The 19,227-nt window shown below is 68.0% G+C and carries 23 protein-coding genes; all 23 read left to right on the top strand.

Translation table 11 applies throughout. From position 1 onward, the window contains the following. Window positions 1-193: 193 nt before the first annotated feature. The 23 genes from LCM15_RS22190 (at window position 194) to LCM15_RS22080 (ending at window position 19,193) form a co-directional block, all read left to right on the top strand. Window positions 194-2,140: an acetyl/propionyl/methylcrotonyl-CoA carboxylase subunit alpha gene (locus LCM15_RS22190; RefSeq protein ID WP_224859996.1), complete on the top strand. Its 1,947-nt coding sequence runs from the start codon at window positions 194-196 to the stop codon at window positions 2,138-2,140. Continuing rightward, a complete protein-coding gene (locus tag LCM15_RS22185; RefSeq protein WP_224859995.1) occupies window positions 2,137-2,799 on the top strand; it encodes a glutathione S-transferase family protein in 663 nt (220 codons plus the stop codon). The genes LCM15_RS22190 and LCM15_RS22185 overlap by 4 nt, the downstream gene beginning before the upstream one ends. Window positions 2,800-3,094: 295 nt before the next feature. Next, entirely contained in the window at window positions 3,095-3,946 is an 852-nt protein-coding gene (locus LCM15_RS22180; RefSeq protein ID WP_224859994.1) for a hydroxymethylglutaryl-CoA lyase, read from the top strand. Between the two features lie 175 nt (window positions 3,947-4,121). Further along, the gene (locus tag LCM15_RS22175; protein WP_224859993.1) at window positions 4,122-4,898 is read left to right on the top strand and encodes a crotonase/enoyl-CoA hydratase family protein; all 777 of its coding nucleotides are present in this window, start codon (window positions 4,122-4,124) and stop codon (window positions 4,896-4,898) included. Window positions 4,899-5,022: 124 nt separating this feature from the next. Then, window positions 5,023-5,349 carry a hypothetical protein gene (locus LCM15_RS22170; protein ID WP_224859992.1) on the top strand — a complete coding sequence of 109 codons (327 nt, stop codon included), beginning with the start codon at window positions 5,023-5,025 and terminating at the stop codon, window positions 5,347-5,349. Between the two features lie 235 nt (window positions 5,350-5,584). Continuing rightward, window positions 5,585-5,950, top strand: a complete 366-nt coding sequence (locus LCM15_RS22165; RefSeq protein ID WP_224859991.1) for an NADH-quinone oxidoreductase subunit A — start codon at window positions 5,585-5,587, stop codon at window positions 5,948-5,950. Beyond that, window positions 5,941-6,561, top strand: a complete 621-nt coding sequence (locus tag LCM15_RS22160) for a NuoB/complex I 20 kDa subunit family protein (RefSeq protein WP_224859990.1) — start codon at window positions 5,941-5,943, stop codon at window positions 6,559-6,561. Before LCM15_RS22165 ends, LCM15_RS22160 begins: the two co-directional genes overlap by 10 nt. 19 nt (window positions 6,562-6,580) lie before the next feature. Beyond that, entirely contained in the window at window positions 6,581-7,186 is a 606-nt protein-coding gene (locus tag LCM15_RS22155; protein WP_224859989.1) for an NADH-quinone oxidoreductase subunit C, read from the top strand. 76 nt (window positions 7,187-7,262) lie between these two features. Next, window positions 7,263-8,492 (top strand): NADH-quinone oxidoreductase subunit D, encoded by a 1,230-nt coding sequence (locus tag LCM15_RS22150; RefSeq protein WP_224859999.1) that lies wholly within the window; start codon window positions 7,263-7,265, stop codon window positions 8,490-8,492. A gap of 102 nt (window positions 8,493-8,594) precedes the next feature. After that, on the top strand, window positions 8,595-8,930 hold the full coding sequence (locus LCM15_RS22145; RefSeq protein ID WP_224859988.1) for a hypothetical protein: 336 nt from the start codon (window positions 8,595-8,597) through the stop codon (window positions 8,928-8,930). A gap of 83 nt (window positions 8,931-9,013) precedes the next feature. Continuing rightward, complete coding sequence (locus LCM15_RS22140) at window positions 9,014-10,234, top strand: NADH-quinone oxidoreductase subunit E (protein WP_224859987.1); 1,221 nt, start codon at window positions 9,014-9,016, stop codon at window positions 10,232-10,234. Window positions 10,235-10,269: 35 nt separating this feature from the next. Further along, on the top strand, window positions 10,270-11,043 hold the full coding sequence (locus LCM15_RS22135; protein ID WP_224859986.1) for an endonuclease: 774 nt from the start codon (window positions 10,270-10,272) through the stop codon (window positions 11,041-11,043). Between the two features lie 114 nt (window positions 11,044-11,157). Beyond that, a complete protein-coding gene (locus LCM15_RS22130) occupies window positions 11,158-11,376 on the top strand; it encodes a DUF5337 domain-containing protein (protein ID WP_040544732.1) in 219 nt (72 codons plus the stop codon). A 4-nt stretch (window positions 11,377-11,380) separates the two neighbouring features. After that, entirely contained in the window at window positions 11,381-12,676 is a 1,296-nt protein-coding gene (nuoF, locus tag LCM15_RS22125) for an NADH-quinone oxidoreductase subunit NuoF (protein WP_224859985.1), read from the top strand. Continuing rightward, a complete protein-coding gene (locus LCM15_RS22120) occupies window positions 12,673-13,131 on the top strand; it encodes a DUF5333 family protein (RefSeq protein WP_224859984.1) in 459 nt (152 codons plus the stop codon). Before nuoF ends, LCM15_RS22120 begins: the two co-directional genes overlap by 4 nt. Before the next feature lie 8 nt (window positions 13,132-13,139). Beyond that, on the top strand, window positions 13,140-13,493 hold the full coding sequence (locus tag LCM15_RS22115; protein WP_224859998.1) for a hypothetical protein: 354 nt from the start codon (window positions 13,140-13,142) through the stop codon (window positions 13,491-13,493). A gap of 128 nt (window positions 13,494-13,621) precedes the next feature. Then, window positions 13,622-14,035: a DUF5333 domain-containing protein gene (locus LCM15_RS22110; protein WP_224859983.1), complete on the top strand. Its 414-nt coding sequence runs from the start codon at window positions 13,622-13,624 to the stop codon at window positions 14,033-14,035. 96 nt (window positions 14,036-14,131) lie between these two features. Further along, window positions 14,132-16,132 carry an NADH-quinone oxidoreductase subunit NuoG gene (gene nuoG, locus LCM15_RS22105; RefSeq protein WP_224859982.1) on the top strand — a complete coding sequence of 667 codons (2,001 nt, stop codon included), beginning with the start codon at window positions 14,132-14,134 and terminating at the stop codon, window positions 16,130-16,132. Further along, window positions 16,129-16,530: a hypothetical protein gene (locus LCM15_RS22100; protein WP_412103313.1), complete on the top strand. Its 402-nt coding sequence runs from the start codon at window positions 16,129-16,131 to the stop codon at window positions 16,528-16,530. The genes nuoG and LCM15_RS22100 overlap by 4 nt, the downstream gene beginning before the upstream one ends. Before the next feature lie 10 nt (window positions 16,531-16,540). Next, complete coding sequence (gene nuoH, locus LCM15_RS22095) at window positions 16,541-17,578, top strand: NADH-quinone oxidoreductase subunit NuoH (RefSeq protein WP_224859981.1); 1,038 nt, start codon at window positions 16,541-16,543, stop codon at window positions 17,576-17,578. An 8-nt stretch (window positions 17,579-17,586) separates the two neighbouring features. Continuing rightward, window positions 17,587-18,081, top strand: coding sequence for an NADH-quinone oxidoreductase subunit NuoI (gene nuoI, locus LCM15_RS22090; protein WP_224859980.1), 495 nt, complete (start codon window positions 17,587-17,589; stop codon window positions 18,079-18,081). Window positions 18,082-18,183: 102 nt separating this feature from the next. After that, entirely contained in the window at window positions 18,184-18,588 is a 405-nt protein-coding gene (locus LCM15_RS22085) for a carboxymuconolactone decarboxylase family protein (RefSeq protein ID WP_224859979.1), read from the top strand. Then, complete coding sequence (locus LCM15_RS22080) at window positions 18,585-19,193, top strand: NADH-quinone oxidoreductase subunit J (protein ID WP_224859978.1); 609 nt, start codon at window positions 18,585-18,587, stop codon at window positions 19,191-19,193. The genes LCM15_RS22085 and LCM15_RS22080 overlap by 4 nt, the downstream gene beginning before the upstream one ends. Window positions 19,194-19,227 lie beyond the last annotated feature (34 nt).

Genomic DNA, 19,227 nt, shown 5'->3' with positions numbered 1-19,227 from the left:
CCGCCCGCCCACCCCGCACCGCCACCGGGGCGAGACCTCTGGCGCCGCGCGGGGATGTTGGCTTGGGTCGGGGGGAACCGTCGGTCGTGAGAGGCGGCGAGGATCGAGCCGGGGCGCTGCCCCGTCCGCGCAGGCGCGGACTCCCCGGGATATTTGGGGCCAGAAGAAGTCATGGGCGTCTGGGAGGACGGAGATGTTTGACACGGTACTGATCGCCAACCGCGGCGAGATCGCCTGCCGGGTGATGGAGACGGCGCGCGCGATGGGGCTGCGTTGCGTTGCGGTCTATTCCGAAGCCGATGCGGGTGCGAAGCATGTCGCCATGGCGGACGAGGCGGTGTGCATCGGCGGGGCGTCTCCGGCGGAGAGCTACCTGCGCGGGGAGCGCATCATCGAGGCGGCGCTGGCCACCGGGGCGGGGGCCATCCATCCGGGCTACGGTTTCCTGTCGGAGAACCCGGATTTCGTCGAGGCGGTGGAGGCGGCGAGCCTGGTCTTCGTCGGCCCCGGTGCGGCGGCGATCCGGGCGATGGGGCTCAAGGACGCCGCCAAGCGGCTGATGCAGGAGGCCGGCGTGCCGGTGGTGCCGGGCTATCACGGCGCGGCGCAGGAGGCGGGCGTCCTCGCGGCGGAGGCCGAGGCCATCGGCTACCCGGTGCTGATCAAGGCGGTGGCCGGCGGCGGCGGCAAGGGGATGCGGCTGGTGGAACGCCCCGAGGAGTTCGCCGATGCGCTGGCGAGCGCGCAGGCCGAAGCGCGCGGCGCGTTCGGCAACGAGGCGGTGCTGATCGAGAAATTCGTCACCAAGCCGCGCCATATCGAGGTGCAGGTCTTTGGCGACGGCACGCGGGCGGTGCATCTTTTCGAGCGCGACTGCTCGCTGCAGCGTCGCCACCAGAAGGTCATCGAGGAGGCGCCGGCGCCGGGCATGACCGCCGAGATGCGGCAGGCGATGGGGGCCGCGGCGGTGCGCGCCGCCGAGGCCATCGGCTACAAGGGCGCGGGGACCATCGAGTTCATCGTGGATGGCTCGCGCGGGCTGCGTCCGGACGGATTCTGGTTCATGGAGATGAACACCCGCCTGCAAGTCGAACACCCGGTGACCGAGGCGATCACTGGCGTCGACCTGGTGGAGTGGCAGCTGCGGGTCGCCGCCGGTGAGCCGCTGCCGATGGCGCAGGAGGACCTCACCATCACCGGCCATGCCTTCGAGGCGCGGCTCTATGCCGAGGACGTGCCGGCGGGGTTCCTGCCGGCCACCGGGCGGCTGGCGCGGCTGGCCTTCCCGGCCGATGTGCGCGCCGACAGCGGCGTGCGCTCGGGCGACCTGATCTCGCCGCATTACGATCCGATGATCGCGAAGCTGATCGTGCACGGCCCGACGCGCGAGATCGCCCTGCGCAAGCTGGCGCGCGGGCTGGCGGAGACGCAGGTGGCGGGCACGGTGACCAACCTGGCCTTCCTCGGTGCGCTGGCGCGGCACGCGGGCTTTGCCAGGGGCGAGGTCGATACCGGGCTGATCGGGCGCGACATCGCCGCGCTGACCGAGGCACCGGCGCCGACGCCGGCGGTGCTGGCGCAGGCCGCGCTGGCGGCGGCGGACCTCTGGGAGGGGGACGCGCCGCACCGAGGCTTTTCCCTCTGGGAGCCTCTGGCGCGCGGCGTGACCCTGCGCCATGCCGGCGAGGAGATCGTCGCGACATTGCGGGTCATGGCGTCTGAGCGGATCGAGGTGACGCTCGGGGAGAGCCGGGTGCTGGCGGAGCGCACGGGCGATGCGTGGCGGCTCGACGGGCGGCCCGCGGCGGCGCTGTTCCGCGAGGGCAATGAGATCACCGTCTTTGCCGAGGGCGGGCAGGTCTTCGAGCTGGTCGATCCGCTGGAGCGGGCGGCGGAGGCGTCGGGCGGCAACCTGATCGAGGCGCCGATGCCGGGGCGGGTGGTCTCGGTCCATGCGCAGGCTGGTCAGGCGGTCAGCGCCGGCGACCGGTTGGCGGTGCTCGAGGCGATGAAGATGGAGCACAGCCTGACCGCCTGGCGCGACGGGGTGGTGGCCGAGGTGCTGGTGGCGGCGGGCGCGCAGGTCGAGGCGGGCGCGGCGCTGATGCGCCTCGAGGACGCGGCGGAGGGCGCCGCGTGATCCGGCTGCATCACGTGCCGCAGTCGCGCTCCATGCGGGTGCTGTGGCTGCTTTACGAGCTCGATGCGCCCTTCGAGCTGCTGCTGCGGCCCCTCGACCGGTCGCTGCGCGAACCGGACTACCTGTCGCTCTCGCCCGCCGGGCGGGTGCCGGCGCTGGAGATCGAGGGCGAGCGCATGTTCGAGAGTCTCGCGATGATGGAGTATCTCTGCGAGCGCTTTCCCGAGGCGGGGCTGGGCCGGTCGCCGGGCAGCCCGGACCGCATGGGCTGGCTGAGCTGGCTGCACTTCGCTGAGACCATCAGCCAGCATGTGGCGGCGCTGACCCAGCAGCACCTCATGCTGCGCGACGATGCAATGCGCTCGCCGATCGTCATGCAGCTCGAGGCGAAGCGGCTGGAGAAATGCTATGAGGCGCTTGAGGCGCGCCTGTCACCGCCGCTCGAGAAGCGCGACCATCTGCTGACCTCGGGGTTCTCGGCGGTGGACATCGCGGTCGGGCAGGCGGTCTACATGGCGCGGCACTTTGCCAAGATCGAGGGGTTTGCGGAGCTGAGTGCCTGGTATGCGCGGATCACCGCGCGGGACGGGTTCCTGCGATCCCTGCCCGAGGCGGATGGGCGGCTGTACCGTCAGGACTTCTACCCGGCCTGGGCGTGAGTTGAACGGCGCGCGCCGTGCCGGCGCGCACAGGTTGTCTCGCCGCCCCGGGGGCGGCTCGGGGTCGGGCTGTGTGGGGATTTGGGCGAGCTTGGGCTGGCGAGAGGCTGGGTGGCGCGGGTGGAGTTTGAGTATTTGGGACGTAGAGAAGATGGGGGACTGCGCTGCTTGTTGGCGTTGCGCCGGTCTCGGTGACACGCGGTGGCGGCGTGGCTCGGCGGGGTCCGGCGGACGGCCTCTTGGTGCGGGCGGCAAAAGAGGAGGTGCAAGATGACGATGATGGGAGAGGGGCGGCATGGCTGAGCGGGTCGAGATCTTCGAGGTGGGGCCTCGCGACGGGTTGCAGAACGAGGCGCGGGAGATCCCGGCGGCGGAGAAGATCGCCCTTGTGGACTGCCTCTCGCGGGCCGGCTTCCGGCGCATCGAATGCGCCAGTTTCGTGAGCCCGAAATGGGTGCCGCAGATGGCGAGCTCCGGGGAGGTGCTGGCCGGCATCACCCGGGCACGTGGGGTGTCCTACGCGGCGCTCACGCCCAACCTGAAAGGGTTCGAGGCGGCGATGGCGGCGGGGGCCGACGAGGTGGCGATCTTCGGCTCTGCCTCGGAAGGATTCAGTCGCGCCAATATCAACGCCTCGATCGAGGAGAGCCTGGCGCGCTTTGCGCCGGTGGCCGAGGCGGCGCGGGCGCGCGGGGTGCCGGTGCGGGGCTATGTCTCCTGCGTGCTCGAGTGCCCCTATGACGGGGCGGTGGCGCCGAAGGCCGTGGCGGGCGTGGTCGCGGCGCTGCGCGACATGGGGTGCTACGAGGTCTCGCTCGGCGACACGATCGGGCGCGGCACGCCGGAGGCGGTGGATGCGATGCTGACGGCGGTGGTGGGCGAGCTGCCCGCGGCGCGGCTGGCGGGGCATTTTCACGACACCTCCGGGCGGGCGCTCGACAATATCGAGGTGGCGCTGGGGCGTGGTCTGCGGGTCTTCGACGCCGCGGTCGGTGGGTTGGGCGGCTGCCCCTATGCGCCGGGCGCCGCGGGTAACGTGGCCACCGAGGCGGTGGCGGCGCGGCTGTCGGCGCTGGGCTACGCGCATGGGCTCGACATGCAGGTGCTGGCGGAGGCGGCCCCGATGGCGCGGGCGATGCGCGGCTGAGCGTTGATAGGGACGTGATGCGGGCAGGGGGCTTGGGCGCGATGCGCGGCGCCTTGACTGCGGCGGGACGATGCGCGGCTGAGTGCCACAACAGAAAAATGCGCGGCTGAGGGCCGCATTTGGGACCAGCGCGGCCGAGGGCCGCGACGGAGACATCAAGAAGGGAGGATCGGCGATGGCCTTGATCACGGTGACGCGCGACGCGCGCGGGGTGGCGGTGCTGACACTGGCGCGGCCCGAGAAGCACAACGCGCTCTCGGCGCAGATGATGACCGAGCTCGAGGCGGCGGCGAAGGAGCTGGCCGGCGACGACGCGGTGCGCGTGGTGGTGCTGGCCGCCGAGGGGGCGTCGTTCTGCGCCGGCGGCGATCTGGCCTGGATGCGGGAGCAGTTCGGCATGGACGCCGCGACCCGCAAGGCGGAGTCGCGCCGCATCGCCACCGCGCTTGCCTCGCTGGCGGCGCTGCCGCAGCCGCTGATCGGCAGGGTGCAGGGCAATGCGCTGGGCGGTGGCGTCGGGCTGGTCTCGGTCTGCGACATGGCGATCGGCACCGATGCGGTCAAGATGGGCTTCACCGAGACCCGGCTCGGACTGATCCCGGCCAATATCGGTCCCTATGCCATCGCGCGCATGGGCGCGACGCGGGCGCGGGAGGTGTTCATGTCGGGCCGGGTGTTCGACGCCGCGGAGGCGGTGCGGCTCAACCTTCTTGCCAAGGTGGTGGCACCGGAGGAGCTCGACGCGGCGGTCGAGGCCGAGATCGCGCCTTACCTGTCCTGTGCGCCCTTCGCGGTGCGCGATGCCAAGGCGCTGCTCAATGCGCTGGCCGGGCAGGTCAGCGAGGCGGATCTCGACTTCGCCATCGAGGCGCTGGCCAGACGCTGGGAAACAGAGGAGGCGCGTGAGGGCATCGGTGCGTTTCTCGACAAGCGCAAGGCGCCCTGGGGGTAGGGCGCCTGGATCCGGGGGGGCGGCCCTTGCGCTGCGACGCCGGCAGCGGCAGGCTGCGCCCTGTCGCACGGAGGGCCGCGCCCTGATCCAGATCGCCCATTTTCATGCAACGCTTTGCCTCGCCGTGATCTTCTTCCAGATCGCGCTGATCTTCGGCGCACCGCTGGCGGCGTTGGCACTGGGGGCGGCAGAGGCGGGGGCCTTGCCGTATCGCGACCGGCTCAACGCCGGGCTGACGGCGCTTCTAATGCTGTTCGCGGCGCTGTCGATCATCTCGGCGGCGGGGTTTCCGGGGCTGGGCTGGCCGCGCTGGACCGGCTGGGTCACGGTGGCGCTGCATGGCGCCTCGGCCGGGGTGAGCCGGATGTCGCGCAAACCGGCGGAGCGCGCCGGCTGGGCGCCCCTGCAGGCGTTGCTGGCGGCGCTGGCGCTGGTGGTCGTGACCGCCTGACCGGCCGAACGGTGCGGCAATTGTATGCAGGAGTCGGCGATAAAAATGTCGCGACCTTGCGACCGGCGCCGAGAATCCGCGCTATCTCTCTAAAATATCAGTGTTTTAACCAATTCTGAATATTTGCGGGGCTTGTTGACCCCGCCGGGTGTCAGCGATAAGTCACTCATAGCAAGGCAACATCGCCATGGTCTCCGCGCCGGTCGCTCGGCGCGCCTCGCAAAGGAGCCAGCAAGTGGAAGAGATGCTGAGGGAGTATCTCCCTATTCTCGTTTTCCTGGGCATCGCGATCGCGCTCGGCGCCATCCTGATCCTCGCCGCCGTCGTTCTCGCCGTCCGGCATCCGGATCCCGAAAAGGTCTCGGCTTACGAATGCGGCTTCAACGCGTTCGACGACGCGCGCATGAAATTCGACGTCCGGTTCTATCTGGTCTCGATCCTGTTCATCATCTTCGATCTCGAGATCGCCTTCCTGTTCCCCTGGGCCGTGGCCTTCAAGGACGTGAGCATGGTCGGCTTCTGGTCGATGATGGTGTTCCTGGGCGTGCTGACCGCTGGCTTTGCCTACGAATGGAAGAAAGGGGCGCTCGAATGGCAGTGAGCGACGAGCAGACGCCGCTGGTGACCGACGTGCAGGGCGGCGGCAAGCAAGGGCCGCGGGTCAAATCGGGCCCGTCGGCCCCGGTCGCATACGGCACCTACCGCGCCGGCGGCGACCAGGAGGTCGCCACCCAGGCCCTCAACCGCGAACTCTCGGACAAGGGCTTCCTGCTGACCTCGGTCGACGACGTGATCAACTGGGCGCGCACCGGCAGCCTTCACTGGATGACCTTCGGTCTGGCCTGCTGCGCCGTCGAGATGATGCACACCTCGATGCCGCGCTACGATCTCGAGCGCTTCGGCAGCGCGCCGCGCGCCAGCCCGCGCCAGTCGGACCTGATGATCGTCGCCGGCACCCTGACCAACAAGATGGCCCCGGCCCTGCGCAAGGTCTACGACCAGATGCCCGAACCGCGCTACGTGATCTCCATGGGGTCCTGCGCCAATGGCGGCGGCTATTATCACTACAGCTACTCGGTCGTGCGCGGGTGCGACCGCATCGTTCCGGTGGATGTCTACGTGCCCGGCTGCCCGCCGACGGCAGAGGCGCTGCTCTACGGGCTGATGGCGCTGCAGAAGAAGATCCGCCGCACCGGCACGATCGTGCGATAGGCGAGGCGGGGAGAGAACTATGACGCAAGCACTGAAAGAACTCGGCGGCCATCTCGAGATCCGGCGCCCCGACTGCGTGCTCGGCTGGTCGGTGGCCTTTGACGAGCTGACCGTCGACGTGACCCCGGCCAACATCCCGGGCTTCGTGGAATTCCTCAAGGCCGATCCGTCCTGCCGGTTCTCGACCCTGGTCGACATCACCGCGGTGGATCACCCCGAGCGGCCCAAGCGCTTCGACGTGGTCTATCACTTCCTGTCGATGTACCAGAACCAGCGCATCCGCCTGCGGGTCGCGCTGCGCGAGGACGACGTTGTGCCGTCGATCACCGCCACCCACCCGAGCGCCGACTGGTTCGAGCGCGAGGTGTTCGACATGTTCGGCATCATCTTCTCGGGCCACCCGGACCTGCGCCGCATCCTGACCGATTACGGCTTCCGCGGCCATCCGCTGCGCAAGGACTTCCCGACCACCGGCTATGTCGAGGTGCGCTACGACGAAGAGCTCAAGCGCGTGGTCTACGAGCCGGTGAGCCTGGTGCAGGAATACCGTCAGTTCGACTTCATGTCGCCGTGGGAAGGGGCGCAGTACGTTCTGCCCGGCGACGAGAAGGCGGAGGCGAAGTGATGCGTGCAACGTCAGAGGCGAAGATTTTTAGGACTAAAAATCTTCCTGCCCCCGCGATGAGAGGATCGTTGACATGATGGACGGCTCGAAATTCGACGACGGCAGCACCGACGCGCTGTCGGGCGAGCAGCAGATCCGCAACTTCAACATCAACTTCGGGCCGCAACACCCTGCGGCGCATGGCGTTCTGCGCCTCGTGCTCGAGCTTGACGGCGAAATCGTCGAGCGCTGCGATCCGCATATCGGCCTGCTGCACCGCGGCACCGAGAAGCTGATGGAGAGCCGCACCTACCTGCAGAACCTGCCGTATTTCGACCGGCTCGACTATGTCGGCACGATGAACCAGGAACACGCATGGTGCCTCGCCATCGAGCGCCTCACCGGCGTCGAGGTGCCGCGCCGCGCGCAGCTGATCCGCGTGCTCTACTGCGAGGTCGGGCGCATCCTGAACCACCTGCTGAACGTGACGACGCAGGCCATGGACGTGGGCGCCCTGACGCCGCCGCTCTGGGGCTTCGAGGAACGCGAGAAGCTGATGGTGTTCTACGAGCGGGCCAGCGGGGCGCGCCTTCACGCCGCCTATTTCCGCCCCGGCGGTGTGCATCAGGATCTCCCGCCCGAGCTGATCGAAGACCTCGACACCTGGTGCGACGAGTTCCCGGCCCGGCTTCAGGATATTGACGATCTGCTGACCGAGAACCGGATCTTCAAGCAGCGCAACGCCGATATCGGCGTGGTGACCGAGGACGACATCCAGAAATTCGGCTTCTCCGGCGTCATGGTGCGCGGCTCCGGTCTCGCGTGGGACCTGCGCCGCGCGCAGCCCTACGAATGCTATGACGAGTTCGAGTTCCAGATCCCGGTCGGCAAGAACGGCGATTGCTACGATCGCTATCTCTGCCGCATGGCCGAGATGCGCGAGAGCGTGAAGATCATGAAACAGGCGCTCGCCAAGCTGCGCCTGCCGGAAAACCAGGGCGACGTGCTGGCGCGCGGCAAGGTGACACCGCCGAAGCGCTCGGAGATGAAGACCTCGATGGAGGCGCTGATCCACCACTTCAAGCTCTACACCGAAGGCTTCCACGTGCCCGCGGGCGAGGTCTATGCCTGCGTCGAGGCGCCCAAGGGCGAGTTCGGCGTCTATCTGGTGGCCGATGGCAGCAACAAGCCCTACCGCGCCAAGTTGCGCGCGCCGGGTTTCCTGCACCTGCAGGCGATGGATTACATCTGCAAGGGCCACCAGCTGGCCGACGTGGCGGCCATTCTGGGCTCGCTCGACATCGTGTTCGGCGAGGTCGACCGCTAAGGCGGCAGAACTGACAACGGGCGGGGCACCGGGTGTGCCCGGCCAGGCGGCGCCTCGCGGACCAATCCGGTGCGCCTTGAGACAAGAGAACGAGGGAACGATATGCTGAAGAAAAGCTGGCTGCTGCTGCCACTCATCGCGACCGCCGGCTGCCTTGCGCTGCCGCCGCAGGGCATCGAAGACGCACAGCTTCGGGCCTTTGACGAGGCGGTTGCCTCGATCGGCTGCAATCTCGACTACGAGGCCGACTATCTGGCCGTCGAACTGCAGACCGGGCTGGCGCGTGAGCAGGTCCAGCAGGTTGCCAACTACCGCATCGCGGCGGGCGCGGGCGAATCCTCCGCGGCCGGCGGGTTCCGCCTGACCACGGGCAGCTGCGCACCGGAAGCCGCCGCACCGGTGGCCGAGGCCGCCCCCGCGCCGGTGGGCGCCGGCTGATCCCGGTGACCGGCTTTGCCGACATATCCAGCCCGCGCGCCCGGCGCCGGTAGAGACACCCTCAACAAGAGGCCATCCGACTGATGCTTCGCCGCCTTCATCCCGACCAGCCCGAGAGTTTCGCCTTCACCCAAGCCAACATGGCCTGGGCCGAGGGGCAGATCAGCAAGTATCCCGCCGGGCGTCAGGCCAGCGCGGTGATCCCGCTGCTGTGGCGGGCGCAGGAGCAGGAAGGCTGGCTCAGCCGTCCGGCGATCGAGACCGTGGCCGAGATGCTCGACATGGCCTATATCCGGGTGCTCGAGGTCGCGACCTTCTACTTCATGTTCCAGCTGCAGCCGGTCGGCTCGGTGGCGCATGTGCAGATCTGCGGCACCACGACCTGCATGATCTGCGGCGCCGAGGATCTGATGGCGGTGTGCCGGGACAAGATCGCGCCGAAAGCGCATCAGGTCTCTGCCGACGGCAAGTTCTCGTGGGAAGAGGTCGAGTGCCTCGGTTCCTGCGCCAACGCGCCGATGGCGCAGATCGGCAAGGATTACTACGAAGACCTGACCGCCGCGCGTCTGGCCGAGATCCTCGACGAACTGGCCGCCGGCAACGTGCCGGTGCCCGGTCCGCAGAACGGCCGCTATTCCTCCGAGCCCCTGGGCGGGCCGGTGGTGCTGACCGAGCATGTCGAGGGCCGGCCGGAATACAACGCCTCGGTCGAGCTTGCGACGACCATCGGCGACACGGTCAAGCGCATCGATGGCACCGAAGTGCCGCTGCGCACCCCGTGGCGCGATCGCTCGGACGAGAAGGGCGACGCGGAGCCTGACACCCACTCGCCGAAGCTGGCCGAGGACGTTCCGGCGGACGACACCGGCGTCGACAAGCGCGAGGCTCCGGTCGAGCCTGCGGCCAGGGTCGAAAGCCCGGTCGAGGACGAAGATTCCGCCAAGAGCGAAAGCTCGGCACAGGACAGCAGCTCCGCCAAGAGCGAAAGCCCGGCCGAGGCCACGGAGGCAGGCCAACGCCCCGAGGCGCTCGATGGCCCGCGCGAGGGCGGGGCGGACGACCTCACGCAGATCAGGGGCGTGGGCCCGAAGCTCGAAGAGCAGCTTCACGGCCTCGGCTTTTACCATTTCGATCAGATCGCCAACTGGTCCGACGACGAGGTGGCATGGGTCGACGCCAACCTGCAAGGCTTCAAGGGACGGGTCAGCCGGGATGGCTGGGTGGATCAGGCAAAAGCCCTGTCCTCCGGCACAGAGACGGACTCCTCCGATCGTGCTAAGAGGGGGGATGTCAGCGACGGCTGACACGAACCCACGCGGCCTTTTAGGGGAGGATCGGAATGACGGACATGGCAACGAACGGAACCTGCAAGCGCAACTGCTGGATCGCAGCGGCGGTGATCGGTGCGCTCGTGGCGCTGTTTGCGCTCGGGGCCGACCGGGGGATCGTCGCCGCGATCCTGCTCGGCGTCCTGTCGGCTGCGCTGCTCGGAAGCCTGTTCGTCTGGCTGACCTGCGCGCCGGTGCCGACGCTCGGCGTCCGCAAGGCCAGCGCCCCCACGCCGTCGCCCGCCGCAGCGCCCAAGCCCGCCGCAGCGTCCAAGGCCGAGGCCCCGGCGCCCGCGCCGACAAGCTCCGCCGCGCAGCCGTCTGCCGCTGCGCCGGCCTCCGACAAGGCTGCCGCTGAGCCTGAGAACGATGAGCCCGTGATCAAACCGAGCAAGCCGCTCGCCGGTCAGGCCGAGCTGGCGTCGCGCAAGGGGGACTGGACCTATCAAGGCGGGTCCGAAACCAAGCCCGAGGCGGCGCCGGCGAGCGACGAGGGCGAGAGGCAGCCCGAAGCGCTGTCCGCTCCGCGCGGCAGCGGTGCTGACGACCTGAAGGAAATCAAGGGCGTCGGTCCAAAGCTCGAGACTTTGCTGCACGAGCTTGGGATCTACCATTTCGACCAGATCGCCGGCTGGAGCGCCGCCGAGGTCGCGTGGATGGACGACAACCTCAAGGGCTTCCGCGGCCGCGTGTCGCGCGATGACTGGATCGGGCAGGCCAAGATCCTTGCCGCCGGGGGCGAGACCGATTTCTCGACCCGCGTCGACAACGGCGAGGTCTACTGAGGCCCGGCAGGCAACAGCGCCCCGCGCGAGCGGGCACGAGACGAAACCAAGGGGACGGGCCACGGCGCGGGGGACGCGCCGCAGGGCCCGCGAGGCCAAGGAAAGGGCCAGAGCATGACGGATCGGGACCGCCACAACCGGCAGGGGCGCATCATCGCGCTCGTGATCGCCGGCACCGGGCTGGCCTGGATCGCCGCCATGCTGGCCGGCGAGGCGCTGGGATGGTCCCAGCGCACACGCGCCTTCTTCGACCTGGCGGCGATCGCCGGGTTCGGGACGGCGATCTGGATGATTTACGGGCTCTGGCGCGCGCGCCAGCAGAACAAGGACTGATGCGATGCTGAAGGACGAGGACCGCATTTTCACCAATCTCTACGGCATGCATGACCGCACGCTGCAGGGTGCGAAGAAGCGTGGCCACTGGGACGGAACCGCCGGGATCCTCGGCAAGGGCCGCGACTGGATCATCGACGAGATGAAGGCCTCGGGCCTGCGCGGACGCGGCGGGGCGGGCTTCCCGACCGGCCTCAAGTGGTCCTTCATGCCCAAGGAAAGCGACGGTCGCCCGGCCTATCTGGTGATCAACGCCGACGAATCCGAGCCCGCGACCTGCAAGGACCGCGAGATCATGCGCCACGATCCGCACACGCTGATCGAGGGCGCGCTGATCGCCAGCTTCGCCATGGGGGCGCACAGCTCCTACATCTACATCCGCGGCGAATACATCCGCGAGCGCGAGGCGCTGCAGGCCGCCATCGACGAGGCGTATGACGCCGGCATGATCGGCAAGAACGCCTGCGGCTCGGGCTGGGATTTCGACCTCTACCTGCATCACGGTGCGGGGGCCTATATCTGCGGCGAAGAAACCTCGCTGCTGGAAAGCCTCGAGGGCAAGAAGGGGATGCCGCGCATGAAGCCGCCGTTTCCGGCCGGCGCGGGCCTCTATGGCTGCCCGACCACGGTCAACAACGTCGAGAGCATCGCCGTCGTGCCGACCATCCTGCGTCGCGGCGCGAGCTGGTTCTCGGGCTTCGGGCGCAAGAACAATTCCGGGACCAAGCTCATGGGCCTGACCGGCCACGTCAACACGCCCTCGGTCTTCGAGGAAGAGATGTCGCTTTCGGTGCGCGAGATCATCGAGAAGCACGGCGGCGGCATCCGTGGCGGCTGGGACAACCTCAAGGCCATCATCCCCGGTGGCGCCTCCTGTCCGATCCTGCCCAAGGACAAGCTCGAGGACGCAATCTTCGATTTCGACTGGATGCGCGAGAACAAGTCGAGCTTCGGCACCGGCTGCATGATCGTGATGGACCAGAGCACCGACGTGGTGAAGGCGGTCTGGCGCCTGTCGAAGTTCTTCAAGCACGAGAGCTGCGGCCAGTGCACCCCGTGCCGCGAGGGCACCGGCTGGATGATGCGGGTGATGGACCGTCTGGTCCGCGGCGAGGCCGAGGTCGAAGAGATCGACATGCTGCTCGACGTGACCAAGCAGGTCGAAGGCCACACCATCTGCGCCCTGGGCGATGCGGCGGCCTGGCCGATCCAGGGCCTGATCCGGCATTTTCGCGAAGAGATCGAGGACCGCATCAAGGCCAAGAAGACTGGCCGCATGGGCGCGATGGCGGCGGAATGAGCATGACCTCGCGCGCCGCATATCTTGTCGCGCCGGCTCTGGCGCTGCTGCTGTCCGCCTGTGCCCCGGGCACGGGGGGCGGTCCGGCCACGACCGCCGGTGCGGCGCTGCCCTCAGGCAGCACGCTCGAGGCGCGCTGGGAACGGCGCGTGGTCACGCTGCTGGTGGCCGAGCGCATCGCCGATGCCTGCTACGGGGAAGGGATCTATCTGGCGCCGTCGCCCTATGGCGGCGCAGTGCACCGCGCCACCGAGGAACTGGTCGCGGCGGGCGAGGATCGCGCGGCGCTGAATGCGGTGTTCGCGGCGCATGACTTCGACACAACCACCGCGGCGGTCGAGCGCTATCTTGCCTCGCGCGGCGGCTCTGTCGAGGCGCCGGCCAGCCTCTGCGCCGTGGGCGCGACCGAGATCGCCGAAGGCTCCGAGGTGGGCAAGGTGCTGACGAAACTATGAAGGACGGGATGGGCAAGGTGAGCAGGCAAAACGGCATCAAGACCATTGCGGCGCTGGCACTGACGGCGCTGGCCCTGGCGGGCTGTACCGGCGTCAAGAACGACTACACCTATGGCGGCGTCACCTTCAGCGGCAAGGCCAAGCCGGTGCGGGGCGACCGGAAGAGCTTTGTCGCGTCCGCCGGCCCGGCCAGCGTTTCGCTCGACGGTGCCATCGGCGGGGCGACCTACGAGGGCGTCAAGTACTGCATCGATTTCCTCGGCACCTCCGACATCGCGTGGCAGGTCGGCCCCGATACGCCGCGCCAGCAGCTCGATCTGAGCGGCAATCGCGTGACCTTCCGGGGGCGCTGCGTCGAGTGAGGGAGATCGCGGTCATATCAGCGGCCCGCCGCGCATGTTATTGCATAACGCGACGTGCGGCACCCACCTCGGGATGTGGACGGGTGCGCCTGCGTGCGCGCTCTGCAACCCCGCATCGGAGAACTGATATGCGCATTATCAAGACGCTTCTGCTGGCCTGCGCGACCACCGTCGCGATCCTGCCCGCCGCCGCCAACGCCAAGGCGCCGCTGGGTCAGGTCAAGGAGATCCACGACGGCCTGCTGGCGGTGGGCATCGCCGACGAGATCCGCAAGACCTGCGGCACGATCGATGCCCGCATGATCTCGGCCTACAGCTATCTCGCGCAGCTCAAGTCGCGGGCGCGCTCGCTGGGCTACAGCGAGGACGAGATCGAGGATTACGTGACCTCGAAGACCGAGAAGAAGAAGATGCGCGCCAAGGGCGAGGCATGGCTCGAGGCCCGTGGCGTGACGCTGGGCCAGGAAGCCGGCTACTGCCGCGTTGGCCGCGAAGAAATCGACAGGGGCACGCCGATCGGCGCGCTCCTGAGGGCCCGGTGATGCGGCGCGGCGCAGAGAACGCCACGACGCTCCTTGCCGGAGCCGCAGGCGGCCTCTGCGCCGTGCCGAGCACAAATTCTGTCTGGGAAGATGCCAATGAGTGACCTGCGCAAGATCATCATCGACGGGAAAGAGCTGGAGGTCGATCCGGCCATGACGCTGATCCAGGCCTGCGAGCAGGCCGGGATCGAGATTCCGCGCTTCTGCTACCACGAGCGCCTGTCGATCGCTGGCAACTGCCGCATGTGCCTGGTCGAAGTGGTGGGTGGCCCGCCCAAGCCCGCGGCCTCCTGCGCCATGCAGGTGCGCGACCTGCGCCCCGGGCCGGAGGGCCAGCCGCCGGTGGTCAAGACCAACTCGCCGATGGTCAAGAAGGCGCGCGAGGGGGTGATGGAATTCCTGCTCATCAACCACCCGCTCGATTGCCCGATCTGCGACCAGGGCGGCGAGTGCGACCTGCAGGATCAGGCGATGGCCTATGGCGTCGACTTCTCGCGCTTCCGCGAGCCCAAGCGCGCCGTCGACGATCTCGATCTCGGCCCGCTGGTCGAGACCCACATGACCCGCTGCATCTCGTGTACCCGCTGCGTGCGCTTCACTACCGAGGTGGCGGGCATCGCGCAGATGGGCCAGACCGGGCGTGGCGAGGACGCCGAGATCACCAGCTACCTGAACCAGACGCTGGATTCGAACCTGCAGGGCAACATCATCGACCTGTGCCCGGTGGGCGCGCTGGTCTCCAAGCCCTACGCCTTCACCGCGCGCCCGTGGGAGCTCACCAAGACCGAGAGCATCGACGTGATGGACGCGCTCGGCTCCAACATCCGCGTCGACACCAAGGGCCGCGAAGTGATGCGCTTCCTGCCGCGCAACCATGACGGCGTGAACGAGGAGTGGATCTCGGACAAGACCCGCTTCGTCTGGGACGGCCTGCGCCGACAGCGCCTCGACAAGCCCTACATCCGCGACAACGGCAAGCTGCGCCCGGCCACTTGGCCCGAGGCGCTGAGCAAGGTCGCCGAAGCGCTGAAGGGCGCCAAGAAGCCCGTGGGTCTGATCGGCGATCTCGCCTCCGTCGAGGCGACGTTCTCGCTCAAGACCCTGATCGAGGGGCAGGGCGGCTCGGTCGAGTGCCGCACCGACGGCGCCAAGCTGCCCGCCGGCAACCGCTCGGGCTATGTCGGCAACGCGCTGATCGAGGATCTCGATGTCGCGCGCGAGGTGATCCTCGTGGGCGCGAACCCGGCGCAGGAAGCGCCGGTGCTCAACGCCCGCATCCGCAAGGCCTGGCTGCACGGTGCCACCGTCAAGCTGATCGGCGAGGCGGTCGACCTGACCTATGACTACGAGCATCTCGGCGCCGATCGCGCGGCGCTTTCCGCCGCCGAGGCGGGCGAGGGCGCGGTGGTCATCGTCGGGCAGGGCGCCCTGCAGGAGGCCGACGGCGCCGCGGTGCTTGCCACCGCGATGAAGCTGGCCGAGGGCGCCTCAGCCAAGTTCATGGTGCTGCACACCGCCGCCGCCCGCGTCGGTGCGCTTGACGTGAACGCGGTGACCGAGGGCGGCATGGACGCCGCCATCGACGGCGCCGACGTGATCTGGAACCTCGGCGCCGACGAGGTCGAGATCGCCGATGGGCCGTTCGTGATCTACCAGGGCAGCCACGGCGACCGCGGCGCGCACCGCGCCGACGTGATCCTGCCGGGCGCGGCCTACACCGAGGAGAACGGCCTCTTCGTCAACACCGAGGGCCGTCCGCAGCTTGCCATGCGTGCCTGCTTCCCGCCGGGAGAGGCCAAGGAAAACTGGGCCATCCTGCGCGCACTGTCCGCCGAGCTTGGTGCGACGCTGCCGTGGGACAGCCTGCCGCAGCTTCGTCAGAAGCTGGTCGCCGAGGTGCCGCATCTGGCCCAGATCGACGAGGTGCCGGGCAACACCTGGGCCAGCACCGAGCCGGGTTCTCTGGGCAAGGCGTCGTTCCGGTACGCGATCAAGGATTTCTACCTGAGCAACCCGATCGCGCGGTCGAGCGTGCTGATGGCCGAGCTGTCGGCCAACGCCAAGGCCCGCCGCGACCAGCCGCTCGCCGCCGAATGACCATGCGGGCGCGCCTCTCCCTCTTCTGCCTCGCGCTGACGGCGCTGGCCTCCTGCGCCGAAACGGCGCCGGAGCCGGACGCGCCGTTCGTGCCTGTCTACGAAGGGGTGGAGACGCGGCTGCTCGACGGCGATCTGGTGAATTTCTTCGTTCAGATGCACGGCGCCCGCGATGCGTCGGATGTCGAGGACTACGCCCGGTGCGCCGCGGCGCAGTACGCGCTGATCCGCGGCTACGGATTTGCGCGGCATCTGCGCACGAATGTCGCGCAAGAGGGTGGCCTCTGGCGCGGAGATGCTGTTTACACGATCTCGGCGGCGTTGCCCGCGGGGCTTAAGACGATCGACGCGGAAGTCGTCGCGTCAGCCTGCGCCGAGAACGAAATACCGATGGTGTGAGGGACACTTGATGGCAGACTTCTTCTCAACCCCACTCGGAACCTTCGTGATCATCCTGGCCCAGTGCCTGGCCGTGCTCGGCTTCGTGATGATCTCGCTGCTGTTCCTGGTCTATGGCGACCGCAAGATCTGGGCCGCGGTCCAGATGCGGCGCGGACCGAACGTCGTGGGCACCTTCGGCATCCTGCAATCGGTGGCCGACGCGCTGAAATACGTGCTCAAGGAGGTGGTGATCCCCGCCGGCTCCGACAAGGCCGTGTTCATGCTGGCGCCGATGATCTCGTTCGTCATGTCGATGATCGCCTGGGCGGTGATCCCGTTCTCGGACGGCTGGGTGCTGTCGGACATCAACGTGGCCATCCTCTATGTCTTCGCGATCTCCTCGCTCGAGGTCTATGGCGTCATCATGGGCGGCTGGGCGTCGAACTCGAAATATCCGTTCCTCGGCTCGCTGCGCTCTGCGGCGCAGATGATTTCTTACGAGGTCTCGATCGGCCTCATCATCATCGGCGTGATCATCTCGACCGGCTCGATGAACTTCGGCAGCATCGTGCACGCGCAGGACACCGGCTGGGGCTTCTTCGGCTGGTACTGGCTGCCGCACTTCCCGATGGTCTTCCTGTTCTTCATCTCGGCCCTGGCCGAGACCAACCGCCCGCCCTTCGACCTGCCGGAAGCGGAATCCGAGCTCGTCGCTGGGTACCAGGTGGAATACTCGGCCACGCCGTTCCTGCTGTTCATGGCCGGCGAATACATCGCCATCTTCCTGATGTGCGCGCTGACCTCGCTGCTGTTCTTCGGCGGCTGGCTGTCGCCGATCCCGGGGCTGCCCGACGGCGCGCTGTGGATGGTCGGCAAGATGGCCTTCTTCTTCTTCATCTTCGCGATGGTGAAGGCGATCACGCCTCGCTATCGGTATGACCAGCTCATGCGACTCGGCTGGAAGGTGTTCCTTCCGTTCAGCCTCGTGTGGGTGGTCTTCGTGTCCTTTGCCGCCAAGTTCGGCTGGTTCTGGGGCATCTTCGCCCGCTGGACCACGGGAGGTTAAGCTAGCTCATGACTCAGATCGATTACGGCCGCGCGGCCAAGTATTTCCTGCTCACCGACTTCATCAAGGGCTTCGCCCTGGGCCTGAAATACTTCTTCGCGCCGAAGCCCACGCTCAACTACCCGCACGAGAAGGGCCCGCTGTCGCCGCGCTTCCGCGGCGAGCACGCGCTGCGCCGCTATCCCAACGGCGAAGAGCGTTGCATCGCCTGCAAGCTCTGCGAGGCGATCTGCCCGGCCCAGGCCATCACCATCGATGCCGAGCCGCGCGATGACGGCAGCCGCCGCACCACGCGCTATGACATCGACATGACCAAGTGCATCTATTGCGGCTTCTGCCAGGAGGCCTGCCCGGTCGATGCCATCGTCGAGGGGCCGAATTTCGAGTTTGCCACCGAAACCCGCGAAGAGCTGTTCTACGACAAGCAGAAACTGCTCGACAACGGCGAGCGCTGGGAAGCCGAGATTGCGCGCAACCTCGAGCTGGACGCGCCGTACCGCTGAGCCGGGAGAGATCGCCATGACCGCCAACCGCACTGCCCTGACCGCAAGCCGCTGCCGCCTCGCGCGGCGGTGCCGCCGCGCGCTGGACCAAGGACGGACGGCATGACCGAGAAGACACCCTTCGAGCTGATGATGCAGCAGGCGCAGGACATGGCAAAGGCCTTCAACCCCGCGCTCGAGAGCTTCTCGCCGCGGGAGTACGAAAAGCTCTGGCCGACCATGCCCAAGGACTTCATGGAGTTCTGGTTCGGGCGCGGCATCTCGAAGGACGGTCTCGACAGCAAGACCCGGCTTTTGCTGACGCTGGCGGGGTTGACGATGCAGGGCGCTCAGGCCGATACGCCGGTCAGGATGACCGTGCGCCACCTGATCGAGGCTGGCGCCACCAAGGACGAGATCGCCGAGACCATCGCCCATATGTCGATGTTCGCCGGCATACCCGCCATGACCCGCGCCATGGAGCTTGCGCGCGAGGTGATGGAAGACAACAAGGATGACGAAGAATGACCGTGTTCGCCTTCTACCTGTTCGCGCTCTGCACCATCGTCGGCGGGCTGTTCACCGTGATCAGCCGCAACCCGGTGCACTCGGTGCTCTGGCTGATCCTCGCCTTCCTCAGCTCGGCCGGCCTGTTCGTGCTGCTGGGAGCGGAGTTCGTGGCGATGCTGCTGGTCATCGTCTACGTGGGCGCGGTGGCCGTGCTGTTCCTCTTCGTGGTGATGATGCTCGACGTGGATTTCGCCGAGCTGCGGGCGGGGATGGCGAAATACATGCCGCTGGCGCTGCTGATCGGGGTGATCCTGCTGATGCAGCTCGGCATGGCCTTCGGCGCCTGGGAAACCTCCGAGATCGCCGCCACGCAGCTGTCGGCCCCGGCGCCGCTCGCCGCGGAGACGCAGAACACCGCGGCGCTCGGCCTGCTGCTGTACGACCGTTACTTCCTGCTGTTCCAGCTTGCCGGCCTGATCCTGCTGGTGGCGATGATCGGCGCCATCGTGCTGACCCTGCGCCACCGTCAGGACGTCAAGCGCCAGAACGTGTTGGCGCAGATGTACCGCGATCCGAAGAAGGCGATGGAACTTCGCGATGTGAAACCGGGGCAGGGGCTGTAAGCGCCGCCGCCCGTCTCGCCCGCGCGGGCGAGCG

This window comes from Salipiger bermudensis (assembly GCF_020171625.1).
Classification (GTDB): domain Bacteria; phylum Pseudomonadota; class Alphaproteobacteria; order Rhodobacterales; family Rhodobacteraceae; genus Salipiger; species Salipiger bermudensis_B.
The sequence above is the reverse complement of the archived record's forward strand: the minus strand, read 5'-3'. Positions and strand labels throughout refer to the sequence as shown.